Raw genomic sequence first — 18,912 nt, forward strand, 5'->3', positions numbered from 1 at the left:
GGGCGAACGCGCGAACCTGCGGTGTACACGCATCTCACCCCGGGGGGTATCAGCGGCGCAAGGGGTCATCGGCGGTCGGCGCGATTTCTCCCCACACCGGCTCGCTCAGGGGGCGTCGGCCGCGCCGGGCTGCACCAGCCCCGTCTCGTACGCCAGCACCACCGCCTGCACGCGGTCGCGCAGGTCGAGCTTGCCGAGCACGCGCCCGACGTGGGTCTTGACGGTCGCCTCGCCCAGCACGAGCTGCGCGGCGATCTCGGCGTTCGACAGGCCGCGGGCCACCAGACGCAGCACCTCGAGCTCGCGCGCGCTGAGGGCCGCGAGCGGCGGGGGCACACCCTGCGCCGGGTCGGGCAGCCGGCAGAACCGCTCGACGACCCGGCGCGTGATGGCCGGTGCGAGCAGCGACTCGCCGCGCGCGACGACGCGCACGCCGGCGACGAGCTGATCGCGCGGGACGTCCTTGAGCAGGAAGCCGCTCGCCCCGGCTCGCATGGCGCGGTAGACGTACTCGTCGAGGTCGAACGTGGTGAGCACCAGCACCCGGGGCGGGTTCGGTACGTGCGCGAGCCGACGCGTGGCCTCGATGCCGTCGAGCCGGGGCATCCGGATGTCCATGAGCACCACGTCCGGCGCCAGCTCGCGCGCCCGGCGCAGGCACTCCTCGCCGTCCGCGGCCTCGCCGACCACCTCGAAGTCCGGCTCGAGGTCGAGGATCATCCGGAAGCCGGCGCGCACGAGCTCCTGGTCGTCGACCAGCAGGATGCGGGTCACGCGTCCCACCGCCTGTCTGCGTCCCACCGATGGGGCTGGCGCGGCAGGCTCGCCCGGACGACGAACCCGCCGTCCGGCGTCGGCCCGAGGTCCAGCCGGCCTCCGACGAGACTGACCCGCTCGCGGACGCCGACCAGGCCGTGGCCGCCGGGTGCCACGGCTGGGTGCTGGGGACGACCGGCGGCGTTGCGCACCTCGACGGTCACCGCGTCGTCCGCGTGCTGCACCAGCACGGCCGTGGAGGCGCGGCCCGCGTGCTTGAGCACGTTGGTGAGGGCCTCCTGCACGATCCGGTACGCCGACAGGTCGGCGCCCACCGGCAGCGCCACCGCCGGCCCGGTCACCTCGAGCCGCACCGGCAGGCCCGCCGCGCGCACCGACGCCACGAGCTCCTCGACGTCGGCGAGCCCGGGCTGGGGGTGCACCGTCTCGTCACCGTCGGGCCGCAGCAGAGCGAGCAGCTGACGCATCTCGTCGAGCACCTCGCGGGCGCTGGTGCGGATGACGTCGAGCGGCTCGCGCGCGCGCTCGGGGTCGACGTCCAGCACCGCCTGCGCGGCGTCGGCCTGCACCGCGATGACGCTGACGCCGTGCGCCACGACGTCGTGCAGCTCGCGCGCGATGCGGGCGCGCTCCTCGGCCACGGCCAGGCGCGCCCGCTCGCCGGAGTTGAGCTCGGCCACCATCGCCCGGGCTCGCCACTGCGTGACCAGCCGGCCGAGCAGCCACGCGCCGCCGAACACCACGACGACGAACAGGTAGTCGTGCCCGTGCTCCAGCCACTCCTGCAGCCACAGCACGCCGACCACGGCCGCACCACCCGCCGCCGCCCGGGCCTCGTTCCAGGCGACGGCCACCGAGTAGGCCGTGACGAGGTAGGTGGCGAAGGCCCACAGCGACCCCGGCTCCTGCGCCAGCACGGTCTGCACGAGCCCCGGCACCAGCACGAGGGCGAGGGTGAGGGCGGGCACCCGCGAACGCCACGCGAGCCCGGCGCTCATCAGCAGGGCCACGGGCACGGTGAGCGCCACCGGGCCGTCGTCGGGCAGGCCGAGCGCGGCACTGGGCACCGCGAGCAGGGCCAGCACGACGGCGAGCAGGACGTCGTTCCGCGGCAGCCAACCCCTCACCTGGGCCACAGTAGGGCGGCACGGGGGTGCGCGGCGTCCACCTCGAGGGTGAGAGGTGTCGCCCGGACGGCGGATCGGCGGCCCACGAAGGTCACCCGAGCGGTGCGTGGGTCGAGATCGCGGGCGGACGTGCCGGACGGGTCGCGGGCGCGACGGTGGTGGCACCAACCGCACCACCGAAGGAGCCACCATGCACCACCCCCTCGTCCCCAGCCGCTTTGCCGGCGCCGGCTTGCTCGCCGGCGTGCTCGCGTTCAGCGCCGGCGACCTGCTGCGCCGCGTCGTCGAGCCGACGGACGCGTCGTCGGCCGCGGCCATCACGGCGTCGGTCGACGCCCAGACCGGGCTGTGGCTGGCCGCCGGGCTGCTCGAGCTCGCGTCGGCGGCGCTGCTGCTGGTGGGCGCGCTGTCGGCCAGGCGGCTGGCCTCGGCCCGTGGCGCCCGGCTCACCGCGATCGGCGGCGGCCTGCTCGTCGCGGGCGCGGTCGCCTCGGTCGGCCACACGATCGGGTACTTCGGCACCTACGCGGGGTACGCCGACAGCGGGCTCGACGCGTCGACGCTGAACGGGCTGAGCCAGGCGAACGACGTCCTCGGCGGCGTGGCCATCGCCGTGTTCATGCTCGGGATGCTGCTGGGGCCGGTGCTGCTCACGATCGGCTTGCGGCGCGCCGGCGTCGTGCCGATCTGGGTACCCGTCGCGGCCGTGGTGTTCGTCGTCGCCGGAGCGGTGAGCGGGGTCGCCGCGGGTGTCGTCGGCCTGCTGGCCGGCCTCGCGTCGCTCGGCGTCGTGGGCGCCACCATGCTGCGCGCGGCGGCGTCCCGTCCGAGCGCAGCGACGGGCGCCGACCCGGCCGCCGCCCTCGCCTGACCACCACGCCAAAATCCCCGGAACTTGTACGCCTGGGCTGGGGCAGGCGTACAAGTTCCGGGGATTTCGGCGTCACGGGGCGGGCGCGGCGTTCGCCGGCTCGTCCGCGGTGTGGTGGATCGGGCCCTGCAGCTCGGTCAGCCGCTGCCCGCGCCCGCCCCACCGCAGCTGCACGATCTCGGCCGCCACCGAGACGGCCGTCTCCTCGGGCGTGCGCGCACCGAGGTCGAGGCCGATCGGCGAGCTGAGCCGGGCCACCTCGACGTCGTCCAGACCCGCCTCCCGCAGCCGCACCAACCGGTCGTCGTGGGTGCGCCGCGAGCCCATGGCCCCGACGTACGCCACCGGCAGGCGCAACGCCACCTCGAGCACGGGCACGTCGAACTTCGGGTCGTGCGTCAGCACCGCCAGCACCGTGCGCTCGTCGACCCGGCCGGCGTCCGCCTCGGCCTGCAGGTACTGGTGCGGCCACCGGACGACGACCTCGTCGGCGTCCGGGAACCGCGAGCGCGTCGCGAACACGGGCCGGGCGTCGCACACCGTCACGTGGTAGCCGAGGAACGAGCCCATCCGCGCGACGGCGGCCGCGAAGTCGATGGCGCCGAAGACGATCATCCGTGGCTTCGGCGCGTACGACGCCACGAAGACGCGCATGCCCTCGCCCCGCCGTTCGCCGTCCGGGCCGTAGGTGAGCGTCTCGGTGCGCCCAGCCGCGAGCAGGCCGCGCGCGTCGTCGACGACCGCGTCGTCGGCGCGCTGCGAGCCGAGGTCGCCGACCACCGGCTCACCCTCGGGCCGGACGACGAGCCGGCGTCCGCGCACCGCGGCGTCCGGGTGCTCGATCACCGTGCACACCGCCACCGGCCGGCCGGCCGCGATGTCGTCGGCGACGGCGGCCAGCTCGGGGAACGAGTCAGGGTCGACCCGCTCGACGTAGACGTCCAGGATGCCGCCGCAGGTGAGCCCGACGGCGAACGCGTCGTCGTCGCTCACGCCATAGCGTTGCAGCGCAGGGCTCCCGGACTCGATCACCTCCTGTCCCAGCTCGTAGACGGCGCCCTCGACGCAGCCGCCGCTCACGCTGCCGACGGCCTCGCCGTCGGGCCCCACGAGCATCGCCGCACCGGCCTGCCGCGGCGCCGAGCGCCAGGTGGCCACCACGGTGGCCATCGCGGCGGGACGCCCCGCGCGCCACCAGTCGAGCAGGGACGGGAGCACGTCACGCACGGCCCACCACCTCCATGAGCTGGGTGTACGCCGCCACCGAGTGACCGGCGACGAAGTCGTCAACGTACGGCAGCACCGCTGCGATCCCGCCCTGCACCGGTTCGTAACCGGCCTTGCCCCGGTGCGGGTTGACCCACACGATCCGGTGCGCCAGCCGCGACAGCCGCTGCACCTGCTCGCCCAGCAGCGCGGGGTCGCCACGCTCCCAGCCGTCCGAGCAGATCACCACCACGGCACCACGCGCCACGCCCCGCTGCCCCCAGCGGTCGACGAACGCCTGCAGGGTCTCCCCCAGGCGCGTCCCGCCCGACCAGTCGGGCACCTGCTGGCCGGCCGCGCGCAACCCGGTCTCGACGTCGCGGTGCTGCAGCGCCGTCGTCACGCGCGTGAGGCGCGTGCCGAGCGTGAAGACCTCGACGCGCGCCGGCCCGTGGCCGACCCCCGAGCGCAGGTGCGCGTGCGCGAGGCGCAGCAGCACCTCGGCGTACGGCGCCATCGAGCCCGACACGTCGACCAGCCACACCACCCGACGCGGACGCCGCCCGGCCCGGCGGTAGCGCAGCGGCCCGGGCTCCCCCGCCCGCCGCAGCTCCTCGCGCAGCGTGCGGCGCACGTCCAGGCGCCCTCGGCCGGCTGGGCGCTGGCGCGAGGAACGCCGGCTCGGCACCTGCACCGGCAGCGCGGCGAGCAGCCGGTTGACCTCGTCGCGGGCCACCGGGTCGAGATCGGCGACGTCACGGTGGCGCAGCACCTCGGTGGCGCTGGCGGCGGCGCGCAGCGGGTCGTCGTCGGGTGGGCCAGCTTCGCCGGGCTGCCCCGTGTCGAGCCGGGCCATGGCCCCCACCTGCACGGGGGGTGGCGCGGACAGCGTCAACCGCCCCGGCTCGCCGCCGAACCAGTCGGCGAAGGCGAGGTCGTAGAGCCGCTGGTGGTCGGGGTCGCTGCACAGCGTGGCGCGGCCGGCCCAGTAGACGTGCGCCCGCTGGTCGGCGCCCAGCTCGGCGGCGCAGGTGAGGAAGGCGGTCGTGCGGTCGAGCGTGACGGGCACCCCCGCCGCCCGGACGGCACGGGCGAACCCCGCGAGCGCGCGCGTGACGTCGGGCACCGGGTCCGTGCGAGCGCTCACGGCCGGGCGCCCCTCAGCCCGCGAGCAGCCGGTCGAGCCCGTCGCGCACGCGCTGGGCGTCCTCGCGGTACTTCAGCACCGCACCGAGCGTGCTGGCGGCGGTCTCGGCGTCGAGCTCGGTCGCGCCGAGCTCGAGCAGGCAGCGCGCCCAGTCGAGCGACTCGGCCACGCCGGGCGGCTTCAGCAGCCCGAACGTGCGCAGCCGCTGGCTGGCTGCGGCCACCTGCTCGGCCAGCCGCTGCGGCACCTCGGGGATGCGCGCCCGCACGATCTCGACCTCGCGGGCCAGCGACGGGTGCTCGACCCAGTGGTAGAGGCAGCGTCGCTTCAGCGCGTCGTGCACCTCGCGCGTGCGGTTGCTCGTGAGCACGACCACCGGCGGCGTCGCGGCGCTCACCGTGCCGAGCTCGGGCACCGTGACGGCGTACGTCGACAGCACCTCGAGCAGGAAGGCCTCGAACTCGTCGTCCGCGCGGTCGACCTCGTCGACGAGCAGCACGCTCGGGCTCGTGCGCAACGCCTGCAGCACGGGCCGGGCCAGCAGGAACCGCTCGTCGAACAGCGAGCGCTCGGCGCTCTCGACGTCCACGGGCTGCTCGCCGCGCGTGGCCTCCAGCGCCCGCAGGTGCAGCACCTGGCGGGTGACGTCCCAGTCGTAGAGGGCCTGGCTGGCGTCGATGCCCTCGTAGCACTGCAGCCGGATCAGCGGCGCGCCCGCCACCTGGGCGAGGGCCTCCGCGAGCGCCGTCTTGCCCGTGCCCGGCTCGCCCTCCAGCAGCAGCGGGCGGTGCAGGCGCAGCGCGAGCCACGCGATCGTGGCCAGCCCCGGGTCGGGCAGGTAGCCCGTGGCGCGCAGGGCGTCGGCCAGGGACTCGGCGCTGTCCGGCACCGGCTGCGCGGTCATGGGCTCAGCATGACACCACCGCCCGCGCAGTCGGGCAGGATGGAGCGTATGGAGCTCCTCGGCGGCTGGGTCCGGCACACGCGACGGCTGGCGCCCGGCGTCGACCGCACCGACCTCGAGGCGGCCGGCCTCGACCTGCTCGCTCGGTACGAGGAGCCGCACCGGTACTACCACGACCAGAGGCACCTCAGCGAGGTCGTGGCGGCCGTCGCGCTGCTCGCCGAGCACGCCCGCGACCTGTCGGCGGTGATGCTGGCCGCCTGGTGGCACGACGCGATCTACATCGTGGGGGCCGACGAGAACGAGGAGGCCAGCGCCCGCCTGGCCACTGCCACCCTCGCCTCCTGGGACGCCGACCCCGACCGCGTCCTGCACGTCGGCGACCTCGTGCGGCTCACCGCCACCCACGACCCCGAGCCGCAGGACGCCGACGGCCAGGTGCTCTGCGACGCCGACCTCGCGATCCTCGCGAGCCCACCGCACCGCTACGCCACCTACACCGCCGACGTCCGCCGCGAGTTCGCGATCGTGCCGGACGACGCCTTCCGGGCCGGACGCTCCCAGCTGCTTCGGGGGCTGCTGGAGCGCCCGCAGATCTACCGCACGCCCTCGGCGCACGAGCGCTGGGAGGCGGCGGCCCGGGCCAACGTCGGGGCCGAGCTGCGTGAACTCGCCCGCGAGGCCTGACTCCACCTCTAGACTCCCGCGAATGCGCAGCCACCTGTTTGACGAGGCCCTGCAGGAGAAGCAGTCCACCGAGGCGTGGACCATGCAGAGCTCCAAGATGCTCAAGGTCACGCTCGGCACAGACGTGCTGTCCGCCAAGGGGGCGATGGTCGCCTACCAGGGCAACGTGCAGTTCCACCACGAAGGCGCCGGCAGCGTCAACAAGATGCTGAAGAAGATGCTGACGTCGGAGGACACGCCGCTCATGCGCGTCTCGGGCCAGGGCGAGGTCTTCTTCGCCCGCCTGGCGCAGGACATCTTCACCGTGCAGCTCGAGGGCGACGCGATCAGCATCGACGGCGCCAACCTGCTCGCGTTCGACGCCTCGCTCAGCTGGGACATCCACCGGGTGCAGGGCGCCGGCGTCTTCAGCGGCGGCCTGTTCAACGTCGTCCTCAGCGGGCACGGCCAGGTGGCGCTCACCAGCGACGGGCCGCCGATGCTGCTCGACTGCTCGCAGCAGCCGACGTTCGTCGACATCCAGGCGGCCGTGGCGTGGTCGGCGAACCTCGTACCGCAGGTGCGCAGCAGCATGAACGTGAAGTCCCTGCTGCGCGGCGGCAGCGGCGAGGCCTTCCAGTACGCCTTCCACGGCCCGGGCTTCGTCGTCGTGCAGCCGAGCGAGAGCGAGGTCGGCGGCACCCAGCCGCAGCAGGGCGGCCAAGGTCCCGGCGGCATCGTCGGCAACCTCTTCGGCTGAGGGTCAGCGCCGGGCTGCGAGCCAGTCGACGAGCGGCCACCACCGCGGCGGGTCGGCACCGACGTCGGCAGCGCTCAGCCAGCGCGCGCCGTCCGGCACCGGCGCGGCCGCCGCGACGTCGGCCCGCAGCACCGTGCGCCAGGTGGCGCGGCTGAGGTCGGGGCCGGCGTCGCGCAGCGGTGACGTGCGCTCGTGCGCACACAGGTGCGCGCCGGCCACGTCGGCTCCCGCGGCGCGCGCGGCGTCCAGAGACAGCAGGTCCCAGCCGTCGTCCCCGGACCCGGCGAGCACCTCGGGCCCGCGCGAGCGCTGCACGAGCACGACGACGGGCGACGGCACCGGGGCGGCCAGCCGCGAGGCGATGAGGTCCCACCACAGGTGCTCGCCCACGGGTCCGGAGGCGATCACGCGCTCGCCCTTGCGCTTCGGCCGCCGCAGCCCGCTGCCCTGCAGCGCGCGCAGCAGGTCGCGCGAGGCCACGGGCAGCGCCCCCGCACTCACCAGGGCGTCGTAGCGGTCGGCCGGCACGTCGTAGTGATCGCCCTCGAAGGCCCGGCGCGGCACCGCCAGCCGGTCGGCGAAGGCGTGCAGCTCCTCGTACGACGTGTCGCTGGCCAGGTGCGACCACAGCCGCCCGTGCGCCGGCCACGACGGCGGGTCGATGAGCACTGCCACCCCTCGAGGGTAGGTGGCCGGAGCCTGTGGATGACGGCCGAGCCGCACCCGCCGGTTCCTCTAGCGTCGAAGGCTCACGGCGGACGAGCCGGACGGCGACAGAGAGGGCACAGCATGAGCACGCAGTTCCAGGTCGACACCGACCGCATCCAGGCGGCGGCCGGTGACGTGCACCGGATCAGCGCCGACATCGAGCGAGAGGTCGGCGCGATGATGACCCGGCTCGTGGGCCTGCAGGACGCCTGGCGGGGCCAGGCGGCCGGGCGCTTCCAGGAGGTCGCGACCGAGTGGCGCGGGGCCCAGGCCCACGTGCGCGAGGCGCTCGATCAGATCAGCCGCCTGCTCGGTCAGGCCGGCCAGCAGTACGCCGCCGCTGAGCAGGCGACGGCGGCGCTGTTCCGCTGACGTGCGCTCCCGTCGCGGGTGATCTGCGCCACGATCCCCGGCGTGGCGGCGCGCGCACCCTGCCGAGGTTCGATACAACAGGAGGGCAGACACGACGAGGCCCCTCCAAGTATGAGTTGGAGGGGCCTCGCGTGTGTGCGGGCTGCGGCTCGACTCGGTCGTAACCTGCCGGCCACCGGGTTGACGCCCTGCGCTCCGCCCGACCAGGCCCGCGCGTCCCGAGCACCTCGTCAACGGTGCTCCCCGAGCGGCAAGCCGCCCAGGTACGGAACGCCGGTCTCCTGACCGTCCACCTCAGCCTTGTCGGCGCCGTCCGGCCCGGGTCTCCCCGGCCCTTCCGGCCCCGCCGTCCGCTGCGGTGTGAGCAAGTTCTATCCCCTGCGATCGCTGCGGCGCAAGGGGTTTGGCGAACTTCTTCGCCTGCGGTGGGCGCCGGCTCGGTGCCCACCTGTGGACGTCCCTGTGGACCAGCTGTGGACTCGAGTGGTGCCGTCTGTGGACGGTGACGCGACCCAGGCGTGGACAGGTGTGGACGACGTCTCGGACGCCCCCTGTGGACGGCGCCGAAAGAAATCTTGGCCCCTGCCGGGGTCGGTGAGAGCGCCGCGCGCCTGGGAGAGTGAGTCCGTGCCGTCCACGCCCCGCTCCGCCCGCGAGACCCTGCGCCGCCGAGCCTCGCGCGCCGTGCGGTCGTCGTCCCCACCGATGCGTCCCCTCGCGCCGGCCGCCGGAGCCGACGGCGTCGACGACACGACCGCCCGCGCCGTGATCGACCTGGCACTGCGCACCGGTGAGGCGCTGCTGTCGACCGGCGCGCCGGCGCTGGACGTCACGGCGTCGGTGCTGCGCCTCGTCGAGGGCTTCGGCCTGTCGTCGTGCCACGTCGACGTCACGTACACCTCGATCACCGTGTCGTACCACCGCGGCGAGGTCGACGAGCCGATGACCGTGCTGCGCGTGGTGAAGGTCCGTGCGGCCGACTACAACCGCCTGCAGCACCTGCAGGCGATCGTGCGCGACGCCGCCGCCGGCGACCTCGACGTCCAGCAGGCCCGGGTGCGGCTGGAGGAGACCGTGCGCGCGCCGCACCCCTACCAGCGGTGGCTCGTGACCGTCGCGCTCGCCGGGATGGGCGCCGCGGTCGCCGCGCTGCTGGGCGGCGGGCCGCTGCTCATGAGCATCGCGGCCGCTACGACCGCCGCGATCGACCGCGTGCAGCGGGCACTCGAGCGGGTGGGCTTGCCCGCGTTCTTCACCCAGGCGGTCGGCGGGGCGATGCCGACCCTCGTGGCCGTCGGGCTGCTGTCTTTGGTTCCGCGCGGCGCCCTGCGCGACAGCCAGGTCTCGCCGTCGCTGGTCGTCGCCACCGGCATCGTCGTGCTGCTGGCCGGCCTGTCGGTGGTCGGCGCCGCCCAGGACGCCCTCGACGGCTTCTACGTCACCGCCGGCGCGCGCGGCCTGGAGGTGCTCGTGCTGACCCTGGGCATCGTCGCCGGCATCGTCACGGTGCTGTCGATGGCCCAGCACGTGGGGGTGCCTCTGCGCGTGGTCGCCAGCCAGTCGCTCGCGAGCGACCCCGTGGTGCAGGTGCTGGCCGCCGTCGGGGTCTCGGCCCTGTTCGCCGTGTCCGGCTACACCCGCGGCCGCGGTGTGGTCGTGGCGGCCGGAGCCGGCGGCCTGGGGTGGGCGGCCTTCGTCACCGCGACGACGGCGGGGGTCGGCCCGGCGGGGTCGTCGGCGTTCGCGGCGGCCGTCATCGGCCTGGTGGCTCAGGTGGTGGCCGAGCGCTGGCAGGTGCCCAGCCTGGTCATCACGACGGCCGGGATCGTGCCGCTGCTGCCCGGTCTCGCGGTCTACCGGGGGCTGTTCCAGCTCGTCGAGCAGGGCCCGACGCAGGCGCTCGGACCCGGCCTGAGCTCGCTCTTCGGGGCCGCTGCGACGGGCATCGGCCTGGCCGCCGGCGTCAGCCTCGGCGCGTTCGTCGGGCGCCGCCTGCGGCGCGAGCTCGACCAGTGGCACCGGCGGCTGCTGCGCCGTAGCGCCGGGTCGCTGCGCGACTGAGGCGCTCGCACCCCGGCACGCGAACGGGGCGGCCCTCCCGTAGGAGGACCGCCCCGCGCGGTGCTGCGTCGGCTTCTGGGATCAGAAGTCCATGCCGCCCATGCCGCCGTCGCCACCCGGCGCCGCCGGGGTCTTCTCCGGCTTGTCGGCGATGACGGCCTCGGTGGTGAGGAACAGCGCGGCGATCGATGCGGCGTTCTGCAGCGCCGACCGCGTGACCTTCACCGGGTCGTTGATGCCGGCCTTCAGCATGTCGACGTACTCGCCGGTGGCGGCGTTCAGGCCGTGGCCGGACTCCAGGCCGCGCACCTTCTCCGCCACGACGCCGCCCTCGAGGCCGGCGTTGATGGCGATCTGCTTCAGCGGGGCCTCGACCGCGACGCGCACGATGTTCGCGCCGGTGGCCTCATCACCCTCGAGCTCGAGCTTGTCGAACGCGGTCTTGCCCGCCTGGATGAGGGCGACGCCACCGCCGGCGACGATGCCCTCCTCGACGGCCGCCTTGGCGTTGCGCACGGCGTCCTCGATGCGGTGCTTGCGCTCCTTGAGCTCGACCTCGGTGGCCGCGCCCGCCTTGATGACGGCGACGCCGCCGGCGAGCTTGGCGAGGCGCTCCTGGAGCTTCTCGCGGTCGTAGTCGGAGTCCGACTTCTCGATCTCGGCGCGGATCTGGTTCACCCGGCCGGCGATCTGCTCGGCGTCACCAGCACCCTCGACGATGGTGGTCTCGTCCTTGGTGATGACGACCTTGCGCGCGCGGCCCAGCAGGTCGAGGTCGGTGGTCTCGAGCTTGAGGCCGACCTCCTCGCTGATGACCTGGCCACCGGTGAGGATCGCGATGTCCTGCAGCATGGCCTTGCGGCGGTCACCGAAGCCCGGCGCCTTGACGGCGACGGACTTGAAGGTGCCACGGATCTTGTTGACGATGAGCGTCGACAGGGCCTCGCCCTCGACGTCCTCGGCGATGATCACCAGCGGCTTGCCCGACTGCATGACCTTCTCCAGCAGCGGCAGGAGGTCCTTGACCGTCGAGATCTTGGAGTTGGCGATGAGGATGTAGGGGTCCTCGAGCTCGGTCTCCATGCGCTCGGTGTCGGTGACGAAGTACGCCGAGATGTAGCCCTTGTCGAAGCGCATGCCCTCGGTGAGCTCGAGCTCGAGCCCGAAGGTGTTGGACTCCTCGACGGTGATGACGCCTTCCTTGCCGACCTTGTCCATGGCCTCGGCGATGAGCTCGCCGATGGAGGCGTCGCCGGCGGAGATGCCGGCGGTCTGGGCGATCTGCTCCTTGGTCTCGACCTCACGGGCCGAGGCGAGCAGCTGCTCCGAGACGGCCTCGACGGCCTGCTCGATGCCCCGCTTGAGGGCCATCGGGTTGGCGCCGGCGGCCACGTTGCGCAGGCCCTCGCGGACCATCGCCTGGGCCAGCACGGTGGCGGTGGTGGTGCCGTCACCGGCGACGTCGTCGGTCTTCTTGGCGACCTCCTTGACCAGCTCGGCGCCGATCTTCTCGTAGGGGTCGTCGAGCTCGATCTCCTTGGCGATGCTCACACCGTCGTTGGTGATCGTGGGGGCGCCCCACTTCTTCTCCAGGACGACGTTGCGGCCCTTGGGACCGAGCGTGACGCGCACGGCGTCGGCGAGGGTGTTCATGCCCCGCTCGAGCCCGCGGCGGGCCTCCTCGTCGAAGGCGATGATCTTGGCCATGCTCTCGGGTTCCTCCCGTGATCGGGTGGTGGTGACCGCGTGGTGCCCGCGACGGACGAGCGGGGCCGGAGCGCTCTGGTCACGCACCGGCCGGCGCCCTCACCAGGCGGTCGACGTCTGTAGCACTCGGGGTTGCAGAGTGCTAGGTCAATGATTAGCACTCGGCCCCCTTGAGTGCAAATGGTTGGGCACAGGGTGCGCTGACGTGCATGATCACGGCATGGGTGCGGGGCTTCGCGGACGCGACCGGGTGCGCCAGGTGGTCAACGTGCTCACCCTGGCGACCCCCTTGGGGCTGCTCCTCGCGCGGCTGGGCCACGCGCGGCTGCACCCCGGACCACACGGCACGATCGTGGCCGCGGGGTATCGCTCGCGCTTCCCGGCGCCGCGCGCCCCGGCCCTGACGATCGGCGACGTGATCCTGCTGCGCCTGGACGACGCCGCGCTGGCGACCCGGCCCCAGCTGCTCGCTCACGAGGCGCGGCACAGCGTGCAGTGGGCCTGGCTGCTGGGCGTCGCCGGCTTCCCGCTGGCCTACGGGCTGGCCACGCTCTGGTCGCTGGCCACGGTGCGTGACACCGCCCTGGGGAACGTGTTCGAGCGGCGGGCCGGTCTCGTGGCCGGCGGCTACCTCGCACCCGAGCCCGACGGGCGCTAGGGCCGGAAGTCGCCGTCCAGCACCACCGTCACCCGGTTCGACCCGAAGTCGGCCGACTCGGTGACCGTGCCGAGTCCCAGATCGGCCGCCACGGCCTGGGCCGTGGCGCGCAGGGACGCGCTGCCGTAGAAGACCGTGGTGCCGCTCACGCCCCCGCGGTAGTTGCCGGTGCTGCGGATGGCCCAGCCGGCCGTCTTCAGCCGGGCTGCCCCCTTGCTCGCCAGGCCGCTGGTCGACGTGGAGTTCAGGACGGTGACGGGCAGGGTGCGGTCGGCAGTGGGCGCCGGGGTGGTCGGGGCGGGCGCCGCCGTCTTCGTGGTCGACCCCTTGGCGGTCTTGGCGGTCGACGGCGAGGAGCCGGCCTTGACGGTGCTGGACGCCGGCGCGTCCGAGCCGGTGAACCAGCCGCTCGCGAACCCCACGATGAGCAGGATCGCCACGGCGGCGACGAGCCACGGGATGGCCGACGTCGGGCCCTGGCTCGCCGGGCGGTGCGCGCCGCGGCGCTCGGGGAAGCCGGTGCTCATGCCGCGCACCCCCGGCAGCCGGCGCAGCCGGGCAGGGTCAGACCTGCAGGCCGAGTCGGCGCGCCGAACGCGCCCGCTGGCGCGAGGCGCGCATGCGACGCAGGCGCTTGACCAGCATCGGGTCGAACTCCAGGGCGTCCTGCCGGTCGATGAGGGCGTTGAGCACCTGGTAGTAGCGGGTGGCGGACATGTCGAACAGCTCGCGGATCGCCTGCTCCTTCGCGCCCGCGTACTTCCACCACTGCCGCTCGAAGGACAGGACCTCGCGGTCGCGCTCGGACAGCCCGCTGGCCACCGTGTCGGCGGTGCGGTCGGTCGTTGCGGCGTCCATGCTGACCCTCCTGCTCGGCGTGCGTTCCACGGTAGAGCGTAAACCACAGCGTTGTCATTCGCCGCACCCTCAGTCGATCGCGTGTCATGCCATCGTGTCGAGGATGGTCGAGATGTCACCCTCGGTGGTGTTGGGGTTGACGATGGCGAAGCGCGTGACGGTCTCCCCTTCGTGCGAGGTGGGGACGACGAACGCGAGGTTGGCGATGAGCAGGCGGTCGGACCACAGCTGGTACTGCTGCGGCGTCCAGCCCACGCGCCGGAACACCACGACGGAGGTGTCGGGCTCGCGCAGCAGCTCCAGGTAGTCGCGCCGCTCGATCTCGGCGGCGGCGAACCGCGTGACCTCGAGGGTGCGCTCGATGGCCTCGGTGTAGGCGTCGGTGCCGTGCGTGGCGAGGCTGAACCAGAACGGCAGCCCGCGGGCCCGGCGGGTGAGCCCCACCGAGTAGTCCGAGGGGTTGAACTCGGCCGCGTCGGTGAGCACGTCGAGGTAGCCGGCCTTCTGGGTGTGCGCGGCGCGGCCCTGCTGAGGGTCGCGGTAGATGAGCGCGCAGCAGTCGAAGGGCGCGAACAGCCACTTGTGCGGGTCGACGATGAACGAGTCACAGCGCTCGATGCCGGCGTAGCGGTGGCGGATGCTCGGTGCGGCCAGCCCGGCGCCGCCGTACGCACCGTCGACGTGGAACCACGCGCCCAGCTCGGCGCAGACGTCCGCGACGGAGTCGAGGGCGTCGACGATGCCGAAGTTCGTGGTGCCGGCCGTGGCCACGACGGCGAACAGCCCGTCGGCGCCGACGGTCTCCAGCGTGCGGCGCAGGTTCTCACCGGTGAGCCGCCCGTGCTCGTCGACCGGCACGCCGACGAAGTCGACGTCCATGACGTCGCACGCGCTCTTGATCGACGAGTGCGCCTGCGTGGTGCCGGCCACCTTCCAGCGGGCGGGCGGGTCGCCCGCACGGCTCACCTTGGCCGCGTGCCGCGCCGCGACGAGCGCCGAGAGGTTGCCGATGGTGCCGCCCGGCACGAAGACTCCCCCCGCCCCCTCGGGCAGCCCCACGAGGTCGCTGATCCACCGCAGGGCGGCGTTCTCGGCGTGCACGGCACCGGCACCCTCGAGCCACGAGCCGCCGTAGATGGACGACGCGCCCACCACGAGGTCGAACAGCGTGCTGGCCTCGGTGGGCGCGCACGGGATGAACGACAGGTAGCGCGGGTGGTCGGTGGAGATGCAGGCGGGGGCGAGCACCTCGGTGAACAGCTCGAGGGCCGTCTGGCCCCCGAGGCCACCGGCGGTGATGGTGCGGCCCGCGGCCTCGTCGAGCTCGGCGGCCGAGCGGGGCCCGTCGAGCGGCACCGGGTGCATCCGCGAGCGCTTGAGCGTGTAGTCGAGGACGGCCTGGCTCAGGGCCTCGACGTCGGAGTCGAATCGGTGCACGTGCGTGAGTGTAAGCAGCGCGCGGGCGGCTGCGAGATTCCGCTGCCGCCCGCGCGAAGGTCAGCCCAGGTCAGCCCAGGTCAGCCCAGGTCAGCCCAGGTCAGCCCAGGTCAGCCCAGGTCAGCCCGAATCAGCGGGGCAGCGCCAGGTGCTGGCCCACGAAGATGCGGTCGGGGTTGGAGCCCACGAGGCGCTTGTTCTTCAGGTACAGCGCGCGCCAGCCGCCGCGCACGTGCTGCTGAGCGGCGATCTTGCTCAGCGTGTCGCCCGAGCGCACGAGGTACTGGCCGCGCACCGCTCGGGTCGTCGCGACCTTCTTGGCGGCGCGGTGGGTGCGCGTGCGGTGCGTGACCTTGGCGGCGGCCTTCTTCTTCACCGTCTTCTTCACCGTGTGCTTGATCGCGGTGCGGCTGGTCGAGCGGCTCACGCGCGGCGCGCCGGCGGCGTCGGCGCGGCTCAGGCCGAGCTTGCGCGAGCACGACGGCCACGCACCCCAGCCCTGGGCGTCGAGCACGCGCTCGGCGATGACGATCTGCTCCGCGCGCGACGCGTGGTTGGCGGTGGAGGCGTAGGCGCCGCCACCGAACGCGCGCCAGGTGCTGGAGGAGAACTGCAGGCCGCCGTAGTAGCCGTTGCCGGTGTTGATGGCCCAGTTCCCGCTGCTCTCGCACTGGGCGAGGCGGTCCCACGTGGAGCCGCTGGCCGCGTGGGCCGGGCTGGCGAGGGCGAGGGGTGCGGCGACGACGGCGCCGGCCGTGGTGACGCCGGCGACGAGACGCGCGGAGCGGTTCGCAGCCGCGGGGGCGCGGTGACGAGGGGAGTACGAAGACATGGGTGACCTCTCACGGTGAGCGCCTTCGAGGTGAGCTGTCGGGTTCGGGTTCGTGAGTACCCGGCCAGTCGCGCTGGCTTCACCCCAAGACCACCGAAGCGGTCACGTACGTTGGGTCCCCCGCCTCCACCCACGGCGTGTATCTAGGAGCCGCGACCCGCTGGGTGGAGCTCGGCGCTGCGGGCGCGGTACGTCAGGACGACTCCACGACGGTACGTGAGGCCTCCGAAGATCACAACATGGTTACGTCACTTGGAGCATTGGCATGATCGCTAAGAGTGATCATCTTCTGCCGGTGGATCCCCCTCGATACAGTGCGCCGGTGCCGAGCCGACCCCTCAGCGACCTGGTGGAGCCCGGCTGGGCCCGCGCGCTCGAGGCGGTGGAGCCGCAGATCCGCGCGATGGGCGACTTCCTGCGGGCGGAGGCGGCCGCGGGGCACGGCTACCTGCCCGCCGGCGAGCACGTGCTGCGCGCCTTCCGCCAGCCCTTCGACGCCGTACGCGTGCTCGTCGTCGGCCAGGACCCCTATCCCACGCCCGGCCACCCGGTGGGCCTGTCGTTCTCGGTGGCACCCGGAGTGCGCCCGCTCCCGCGCAGCCTGCAGAACGTCTTCCGCGAGCTCGTCGAGGACGTCGGCTGCCCGCCGCCCGCCGACGGCGACCTGTCGCCGTGGTGCGATCAGGGCGTGCTGCTGCTCAACCGGGTGCTCACCGTCCGCCCCGGCGCGTCCGCGAGCCACCGGGGCAAGGGCTGGGAGGCGGTGACCGAGCAGGCGATCCGGGCGCTCGTGGCGCGTGGCGGCCCGCTCGTCGCCGTGCTGTGGGGACGCGACGCCCAGACCCTGCGGCCCCTGCTCGGCGACGTGCCGCGGGTCGAGAGCGCGCACCCGAGCCCGCTGTCGGCGTCGAGCGGCTTCTTCGGCTCGCGGCCGTTCAGCCGGGCCAACGCGCTGCTGGTGCAGCAGGGCGGTGCCCCCGTCGACTGGTCGCTGGGCTGAGCCGTGGCCGCCCGCGAGGTGCACCTGCTGCTGGTCGATGCCAGCGCCCGGCCGCTCGGGCTGCTCGGGCCGGTGGAGGCGCCCACGCCCTGGTGGCCCGACGTCGAGCCGGTGGTGCGGGCGGTGCGTGAGCGCTGGGACCTCGACGTCCAGGTGCTGCGGGTGCTGAGCGGCAGCTCACGTCCGCAAGCCGACGGCGACGCGGCAGAGGGCGGGGTGGTCACGTACCTGGCGCAGTGCCCGGGCGGCGCCGAGGGAGCCCCGCTGCGGGCCGCCGAACCGGGCCTCGTCGAGGCGGCGCTGGCCGGCGAACCGCTGAGAGCACCGTGGGCCCAGGTGGGCGGACCCGGCCGCATCGCCCGCTGGGCCGATGGGGTGCTCGCCGCCCGCGGTACGCCGCGCACCGGGCCGGTGGAGCAGGTCAAGACGTGGAACCTGTCGTCGATCCTGCGACTGCCCACGGACACCGGGCCGGTGTGGTGCAAGAGCGTGCCGCCGTTCTTCGCCCACGAAGCGGCGGTGATCGACCGCGTGGGACGCCGGCACGCCCGTCTCGTCCCGCAGGTGCTGGGCCGCGACGCGGCCACCGGCTCCATGCTGCTGGCCGACCTGCCAGGCACCGACCAGTGGCAGGCCCCGCTCGGGCGGCTGCTGCAGATGGTCGAGACCGTGGTCGACCTGCAGCACGACGCGGTGCAGTGGGTCGAGGAGCTGCGGCGCCTCGGGCTCCCCGACTGGCGAGGCCCCGCGCTCGCCTCGGCGCTGGCGGTGCTGTGCGGGCGCGCCGACGTCCGCGCGCAGCTCACCGCTCCCGAGCGGGCGGCGCTGGACGCGCTCGTCGCCGACCTGCCGCGCCGCGCGCACGAGCTCGCCGCCTGCGGCCTGCCGGACACCCTCGTCCACGGCGACCTGCACCCGGGCAACTGGAGGCACGGGCCATGTGGGCTCGTACTGCTCGACTGGGGTGACAGCGGCGTGGGCCACCCGATGCTCGATGGCCCGGCGTTCCTCGAGCGCGTGCCGCCAGCGAGCCGGGCCGACGTCCTGGCGGCGTGGACCGCGCGCTGGCGTCACCACGCGCCGCAAGCCGATGTGGCCCGCGCGATGGCCCTGGTGGAGCCGCTGGCCGCGTTGCGCCAGGCCCTGATCTACCAGGGTTTCCTCGACCGCATCGAGCCCGACGAGCGGGTCTACCACCGCGCAGACGTGCCGCGCTGGCTCCGCGCCGCGATCGCCATCGATCCAATATTTGGATGCGAGCAAACGTTGTAGTCACGGCTCGCGGCAGGTACAGTGATGATCATGAGCGCCCACCTCGCTGAGAACACCGCGAGCCCCTCCACCACCGACGCCGACCTCGACGCCCGGGCCGTGCAGGCCACCCTGGCCGCCTCCCGCGCCCTCATGGGCGTGATGGCGCGGTCGATGGCGAGCGTGCTCGACCAGATCACCCTGCCGCAGTTCCGCGTGCTGGTGCTGCTGTCGACGTCGGGCGCCCTGCGCACCGGCGCCCTGGCTGAGCGCAGCGGCGTCCACGCCTCGACCCTCACCCGCACAGCCGACCGCCTGGTGCGCGGGGGCTGGGTGCGCCGCCTGGAGAACCCGCTCAGCCGCCGCGAGGTGCTCATCGAGCTCACCGACGCCGGCGCCGCCCTGGTGCGCGAGGTGACCGAGCGGCGGGCGGCCGAGGCGGCCGAGATCCTCTCGCGCCTGTCGCCCGAGGGCCGAGAGCAGGTGCTCGCGGGCTTCGAGGCGTTCGCCACCGCGGCCGCTGAGCCGACGCCGCAGGACCTGCTGGTGCTCGGCGCCTGACCTGGCGCC

The 18,912-nt window shown here is 73.9% G+C and carries 19 protein-coding genes, 1 pseudogene and 1 riboswitch; of the genes and pseudogenes, 9 read left to right on the forward strand and 11 right to left on the reverse strand.

Translation table 11 applies throughout. The features are described from left to right. Positions 1-105 precede the first annotated feature (105 nt). Complete coding sequence (locus ASD06_RS05010; protein ID WP_082537728.1) at positions 106-774, reverse strand: response regulator transcription factor; 669 nt, start codon at positions 772-774, stop codon at positions 106-108. Then, the gene (locus ASD06_RS05015) at positions 771-1,904 is read right to left on the reverse strand and encodes a sensor histidine kinase (RefSeq protein ID WP_162248042.1); all 1,134 of its coding nucleotides are present in this window, start codon (positions 1,902-1,904) and stop codon (positions 771-773) included. Before ASD06_RS05015 ends, ASD06_RS05010 begins: the two co-directional genes overlap by 4 nt. Before the next feature lie 190 nt (positions 1,905-2,094). Here ASD06_RS05015 and ASD06_RS05020 point away from each other — a divergent pair, with 190 nt between their 5' ends. Then, positions 2,095-2,775, forward strand: coding sequence for a hypothetical protein (locus ASD06_RS05020; RefSeq protein ID WP_056674112.1), 681 nt, complete (start codon positions 2,095-2,097; stop codon positions 2,773-2,775). Between the two features lie 72 nt (positions 2,776-2,847). Here the strand turns inward: ASD06_RS05020 and ASD06_RS05025 are convergent, their stop codons facing one another. From ASD06_RS05025 to ASD06_RS05035, 3 genes are read right to left on the reverse strand one after another with little or no spacing between them, the layout of a single operon-like run. Continuing rightward, positions 2,848-4,002, reverse strand: coding sequence for an XdhC family protein (locus ASD06_RS05025; protein WP_056674115.1), 1,155 nt, complete (start codon positions 4,000-4,002; stop codon positions 2,848-2,850). After that, the gene (locus ASD06_RS05030) at positions 3,995-5,128 is read right to left on the reverse strand and encodes a VWA domain-containing protein (protein WP_056674118.1); all 1,134 of its coding nucleotides are present in this window, start codon (positions 5,126-5,128) and stop codon (positions 3,995-3,997) included. Before ASD06_RS05030 ends, ASD06_RS05025 begins: the two co-directional genes overlap by 8 nt. 13 nt (positions 5,129-5,141) lie before the next feature. Beyond that, positions 5,142-6,032: a MoxR family ATPase gene (locus tag ASD06_RS05035; protein ID WP_056674121.1), complete on the reverse strand. Its 891-nt coding sequence runs from the start codon at positions 6,030-6,032 to the stop codon at positions 5,142-5,144. A gap of 48 nt (positions 6,033-6,080) precedes the next feature. Here ASD06_RS05035 and ASD06_RS05040 point away from each other — a divergent pair, with 48 nt between their 5' ends. Next, complete coding sequence (locus ASD06_RS05040; RefSeq protein ID WP_082537722.1) at positions 6,081-6,719, forward strand: hypothetical protein; 639 nt, start codon at positions 6,081-6,083, stop codon at positions 6,717-6,719. 22 nt (positions 6,720-6,741) lie between these two features. Next, positions 6,742-7,458, forward strand: coding sequence for an AIM24 family protein (locus ASD06_RS05045; RefSeq protein WP_056674124.1), 717 nt, complete (start codon positions 6,742-6,744; stop codon positions 7,456-7,458). Positions 7,459-7,872: 414 nt separating this feature from the next. On the opposite strand, the pseudogene ASD06_RS19915 reads toward ASD06_RS05045, so the two are convergent. After that, positions 7,873-8,133 (reverse strand): annotated as a pseudogene (locus ASD06_RS19915) (DUF4031 domain-containing protein); the annotation flags it as partial. Between the two features lie 114 nt (positions 8,134-8,247). Here ASD06_RS19915 and ASD06_RS05055 point away from each other — a divergent pair. Together ASD06_RS05055 and ASD06_RS05060 are read left to right on the forward strand one after the other, a co-directional pair. Further along, positions 8,248-8,538: a WXG100 family type VII secretion target gene (locus ASD06_RS05055; RefSeq protein WP_056674128.1), complete on the forward strand. Its 291-nt coding sequence runs from the start codon at positions 8,248-8,250 to the stop codon at positions 8,536-8,538. 627 nt (positions 8,539-9,165) lie between these two features. Further along, on the forward strand, positions 9,166-10,599 hold the full coding sequence (locus ASD06_RS05060) for a threonine/serine exporter ThrE family protein (RefSeq protein WP_056674131.1): 1,434 nt from the start codon (positions 9,166-9,168) through the stop codon (positions 10,597-10,599). An 81-nt stretch (positions 10,600-10,680) separates the two neighbouring features. Here ASD06_RS05060 and groL read toward each other — a convergent pair whose 3' ends face one another. Further along, a complete protein-coding gene (gene groL / locus ASD06_RS05065) occupies positions 10,681-12,306 on the reverse strand; it encodes a chaperonin GroEL (protein WP_056674197.1) in 1,626 nt (541 codons plus the stop codon). Positions 12,307-12,526: 220 nt separating this feature from the next. Here groL and ASD06_RS05070 point away from each other — a divergent pair, with 220 nt between their 5' ends. Next, a complete protein-coding gene (locus tag ASD06_RS05070) occupies positions 12,527-12,964 on the forward strand; it encodes a hypothetical protein (protein WP_056674134.1) in 438 nt (145 codons plus the stop codon). Here the strand turns inward: ASD06_RS05070 and ASD06_RS05075 are convergent. The 4 genes from ASD06_RS05075 to ASD06_RS19820 form a co-directional block, all read right to left on the reverse strand. After that, entirely contained in the window at positions 12,961-13,491 is a 531-nt protein-coding gene (locus ASD06_RS05075; protein WP_056674138.1) for a LytR C-terminal domain-containing protein, read from the reverse strand. The genes ASD06_RS05070 and ASD06_RS05075 overlap by 4 nt on opposite strands. A 37-nt stretch (positions 13,492-13,528) precedes the next feature. Then, positions 13,529-13,822, reverse strand: coding sequence for a DUF3263 domain-containing protein (locus tag ASD06_RS05080; protein ID WP_056674140.1), 294 nt, complete (start codon positions 13,820-13,822; stop codon positions 13,529-13,531). 84 nt (positions 13,823-13,906) lie between these two features. Further along, positions 13,907-15,259 (reverse strand): pyridoxal-dependent decarboxylase, encoded by a 1,353-nt coding sequence (locus tag ASD06_RS05085; protein WP_056674143.1) that lies wholly within the window; start codon positions 15,257-15,259, stop codon positions 13,907-13,909. Between the two features lie 130 nt (positions 15,260-15,389). Then, a complete protein-coding gene (locus ASD06_RS19820) occupies positions 15,390-16,091 on the reverse strand; it encodes a transglycosylase family protein (protein ID WP_056674146.1) in 702 nt (233 codons plus the stop codon). 4 nt (positions 16,092-16,095) lie between these two features. Further along, positions 16,096-16,239: riboswitch (cyclic di-AMP (ydaO/yuaA leader) on the reverse strand. Between the two features lie 174 nt (positions 16,240-16,413). Between ASD06_RS19820 and ASD06_RS05095 the strand changes: the two genes are divergently transcribed. Genes ASD06_RS05095 through ASD06_RS05105 form a run of 3 tightly spaced genes read left to right on the forward strand, consistent with a single transcriptional unit; the run spans position 16,414 to position 18,903 of the window. Next, complete coding sequence (locus ASD06_RS05095; protein WP_056674149.1) at positions 16,414-17,091, forward strand: uracil-DNA glycosylase; 678 nt, start codon at positions 16,414-16,416, stop codon at positions 17,089-17,091. Positions 17,092-17,094: 3 nt separating this feature from the next. Then, positions 17,095-18,363 carry a phosphotransferase family protein gene (locus ASD06_RS05100; RefSeq protein ID WP_056674151.1) on the forward strand — a complete coding sequence of 423 codons (1,269 nt, stop codon included), beginning with the start codon at positions 17,095-17,097 and terminating at the stop codon, positions 18,361-18,363. Between the two features lie 30 nt (positions 18,364-18,393). Further along, a complete protein-coding gene (locus tag ASD06_RS05105; protein WP_082537730.1) occupies positions 18,394-18,903 on the forward strand; it encodes a MarR family transcriptional regulator in 510 nt (169 codons plus the stop codon). Positions 18,904-18,912: the final 9 nt, after the last annotated feature.

This window comes from Angustibacter sp. Root456, from assembly GCF_001426435.1.
GTDB lineage: Bacteria > Actinomycetota > Actinomycetes > Actinomycetales > Angustibacteraceae > Angustibacter.

Bases quoted from the DNA above. Each gene is read 5' to 3' on its own strand.
- ASD06_RS05020 (WP_056674112.1), top strand. From the start codon at position 2,095: ATGCACCACCCCCTCGTCCCCAGCCGCTTTGCCGGCGCCGGCTTGCTC.
- ASD06_RS05035 (WP_056674121.1), bottom strand. From the start codon at position 6,032: ATGACCGCGCAGCCGGTGCCGGACAGCGCCGAGTCCCTGGCCGACGCC.
- ASD06_RS05040 (WP_082537722.1), top strand. From the start codon at position 6,081: ATGGAGCTCCTCGGCGGCTGGGTCCGGCACACGCGACGGCTGGCGCCC.
- ASD06_RS05045 (WP_056674124.1), top strand. From the start codon at position 6,742: ATGCGCAGCCACCTGTTTGACGAGGCCCTGCAGGAGAAGCAGTCCACC.
- ASD06_RS05055 (WP_056674128.1), top strand. From the start codon at position 8,248: ATGAGCACGCAGTTCCAGGTCGACACCGACCGCATCCAGGCGGCGGCC.
- groL (WP_056674197.1), bottom strand. From the start codon at position 12,306: ATGGCCAAGATCATCGCCTTCGACGAGGAGGCCCGCCGCGGGCTCGAG.
- ASD06_RS05070 (WP_056674134.1), top strand. From the start codon at position 12,527: ATGGGTGCGGGGCTTCGCGGACGCGACCGGGTGCGCCAGGTGGTCAAC.
- ASD06_RS05075 (WP_056674138.1), bottom strand. From the start codon at position 13,491: ATGAGCACCGGCTTCCCCGAGCGCCGCGGCGCGCACCGCCCGGCGAGC.
- ASD06_RS05080 (WP_056674140.1), bottom strand. From the start codon at position 13,822: ATGGACGCCGCAACGACCGACCGCACCGCCGACACGGTGGCCAGCGGG.
- ASD06_RS19820 (WP_056674146.1), bottom strand. From the start codon at position 16,091: ATGTCTTCGTACTCCCCTCGTCACCGCGCCCCCGCGGCTGCGAACCGC.
- ASD06_RS05105 (WP_082537730.1), top strand. From the start codon at position 18,394: ATGAGCGCCCACCTCGCTGAGAACACCGCGAGCCCCTCCACCACCGAC.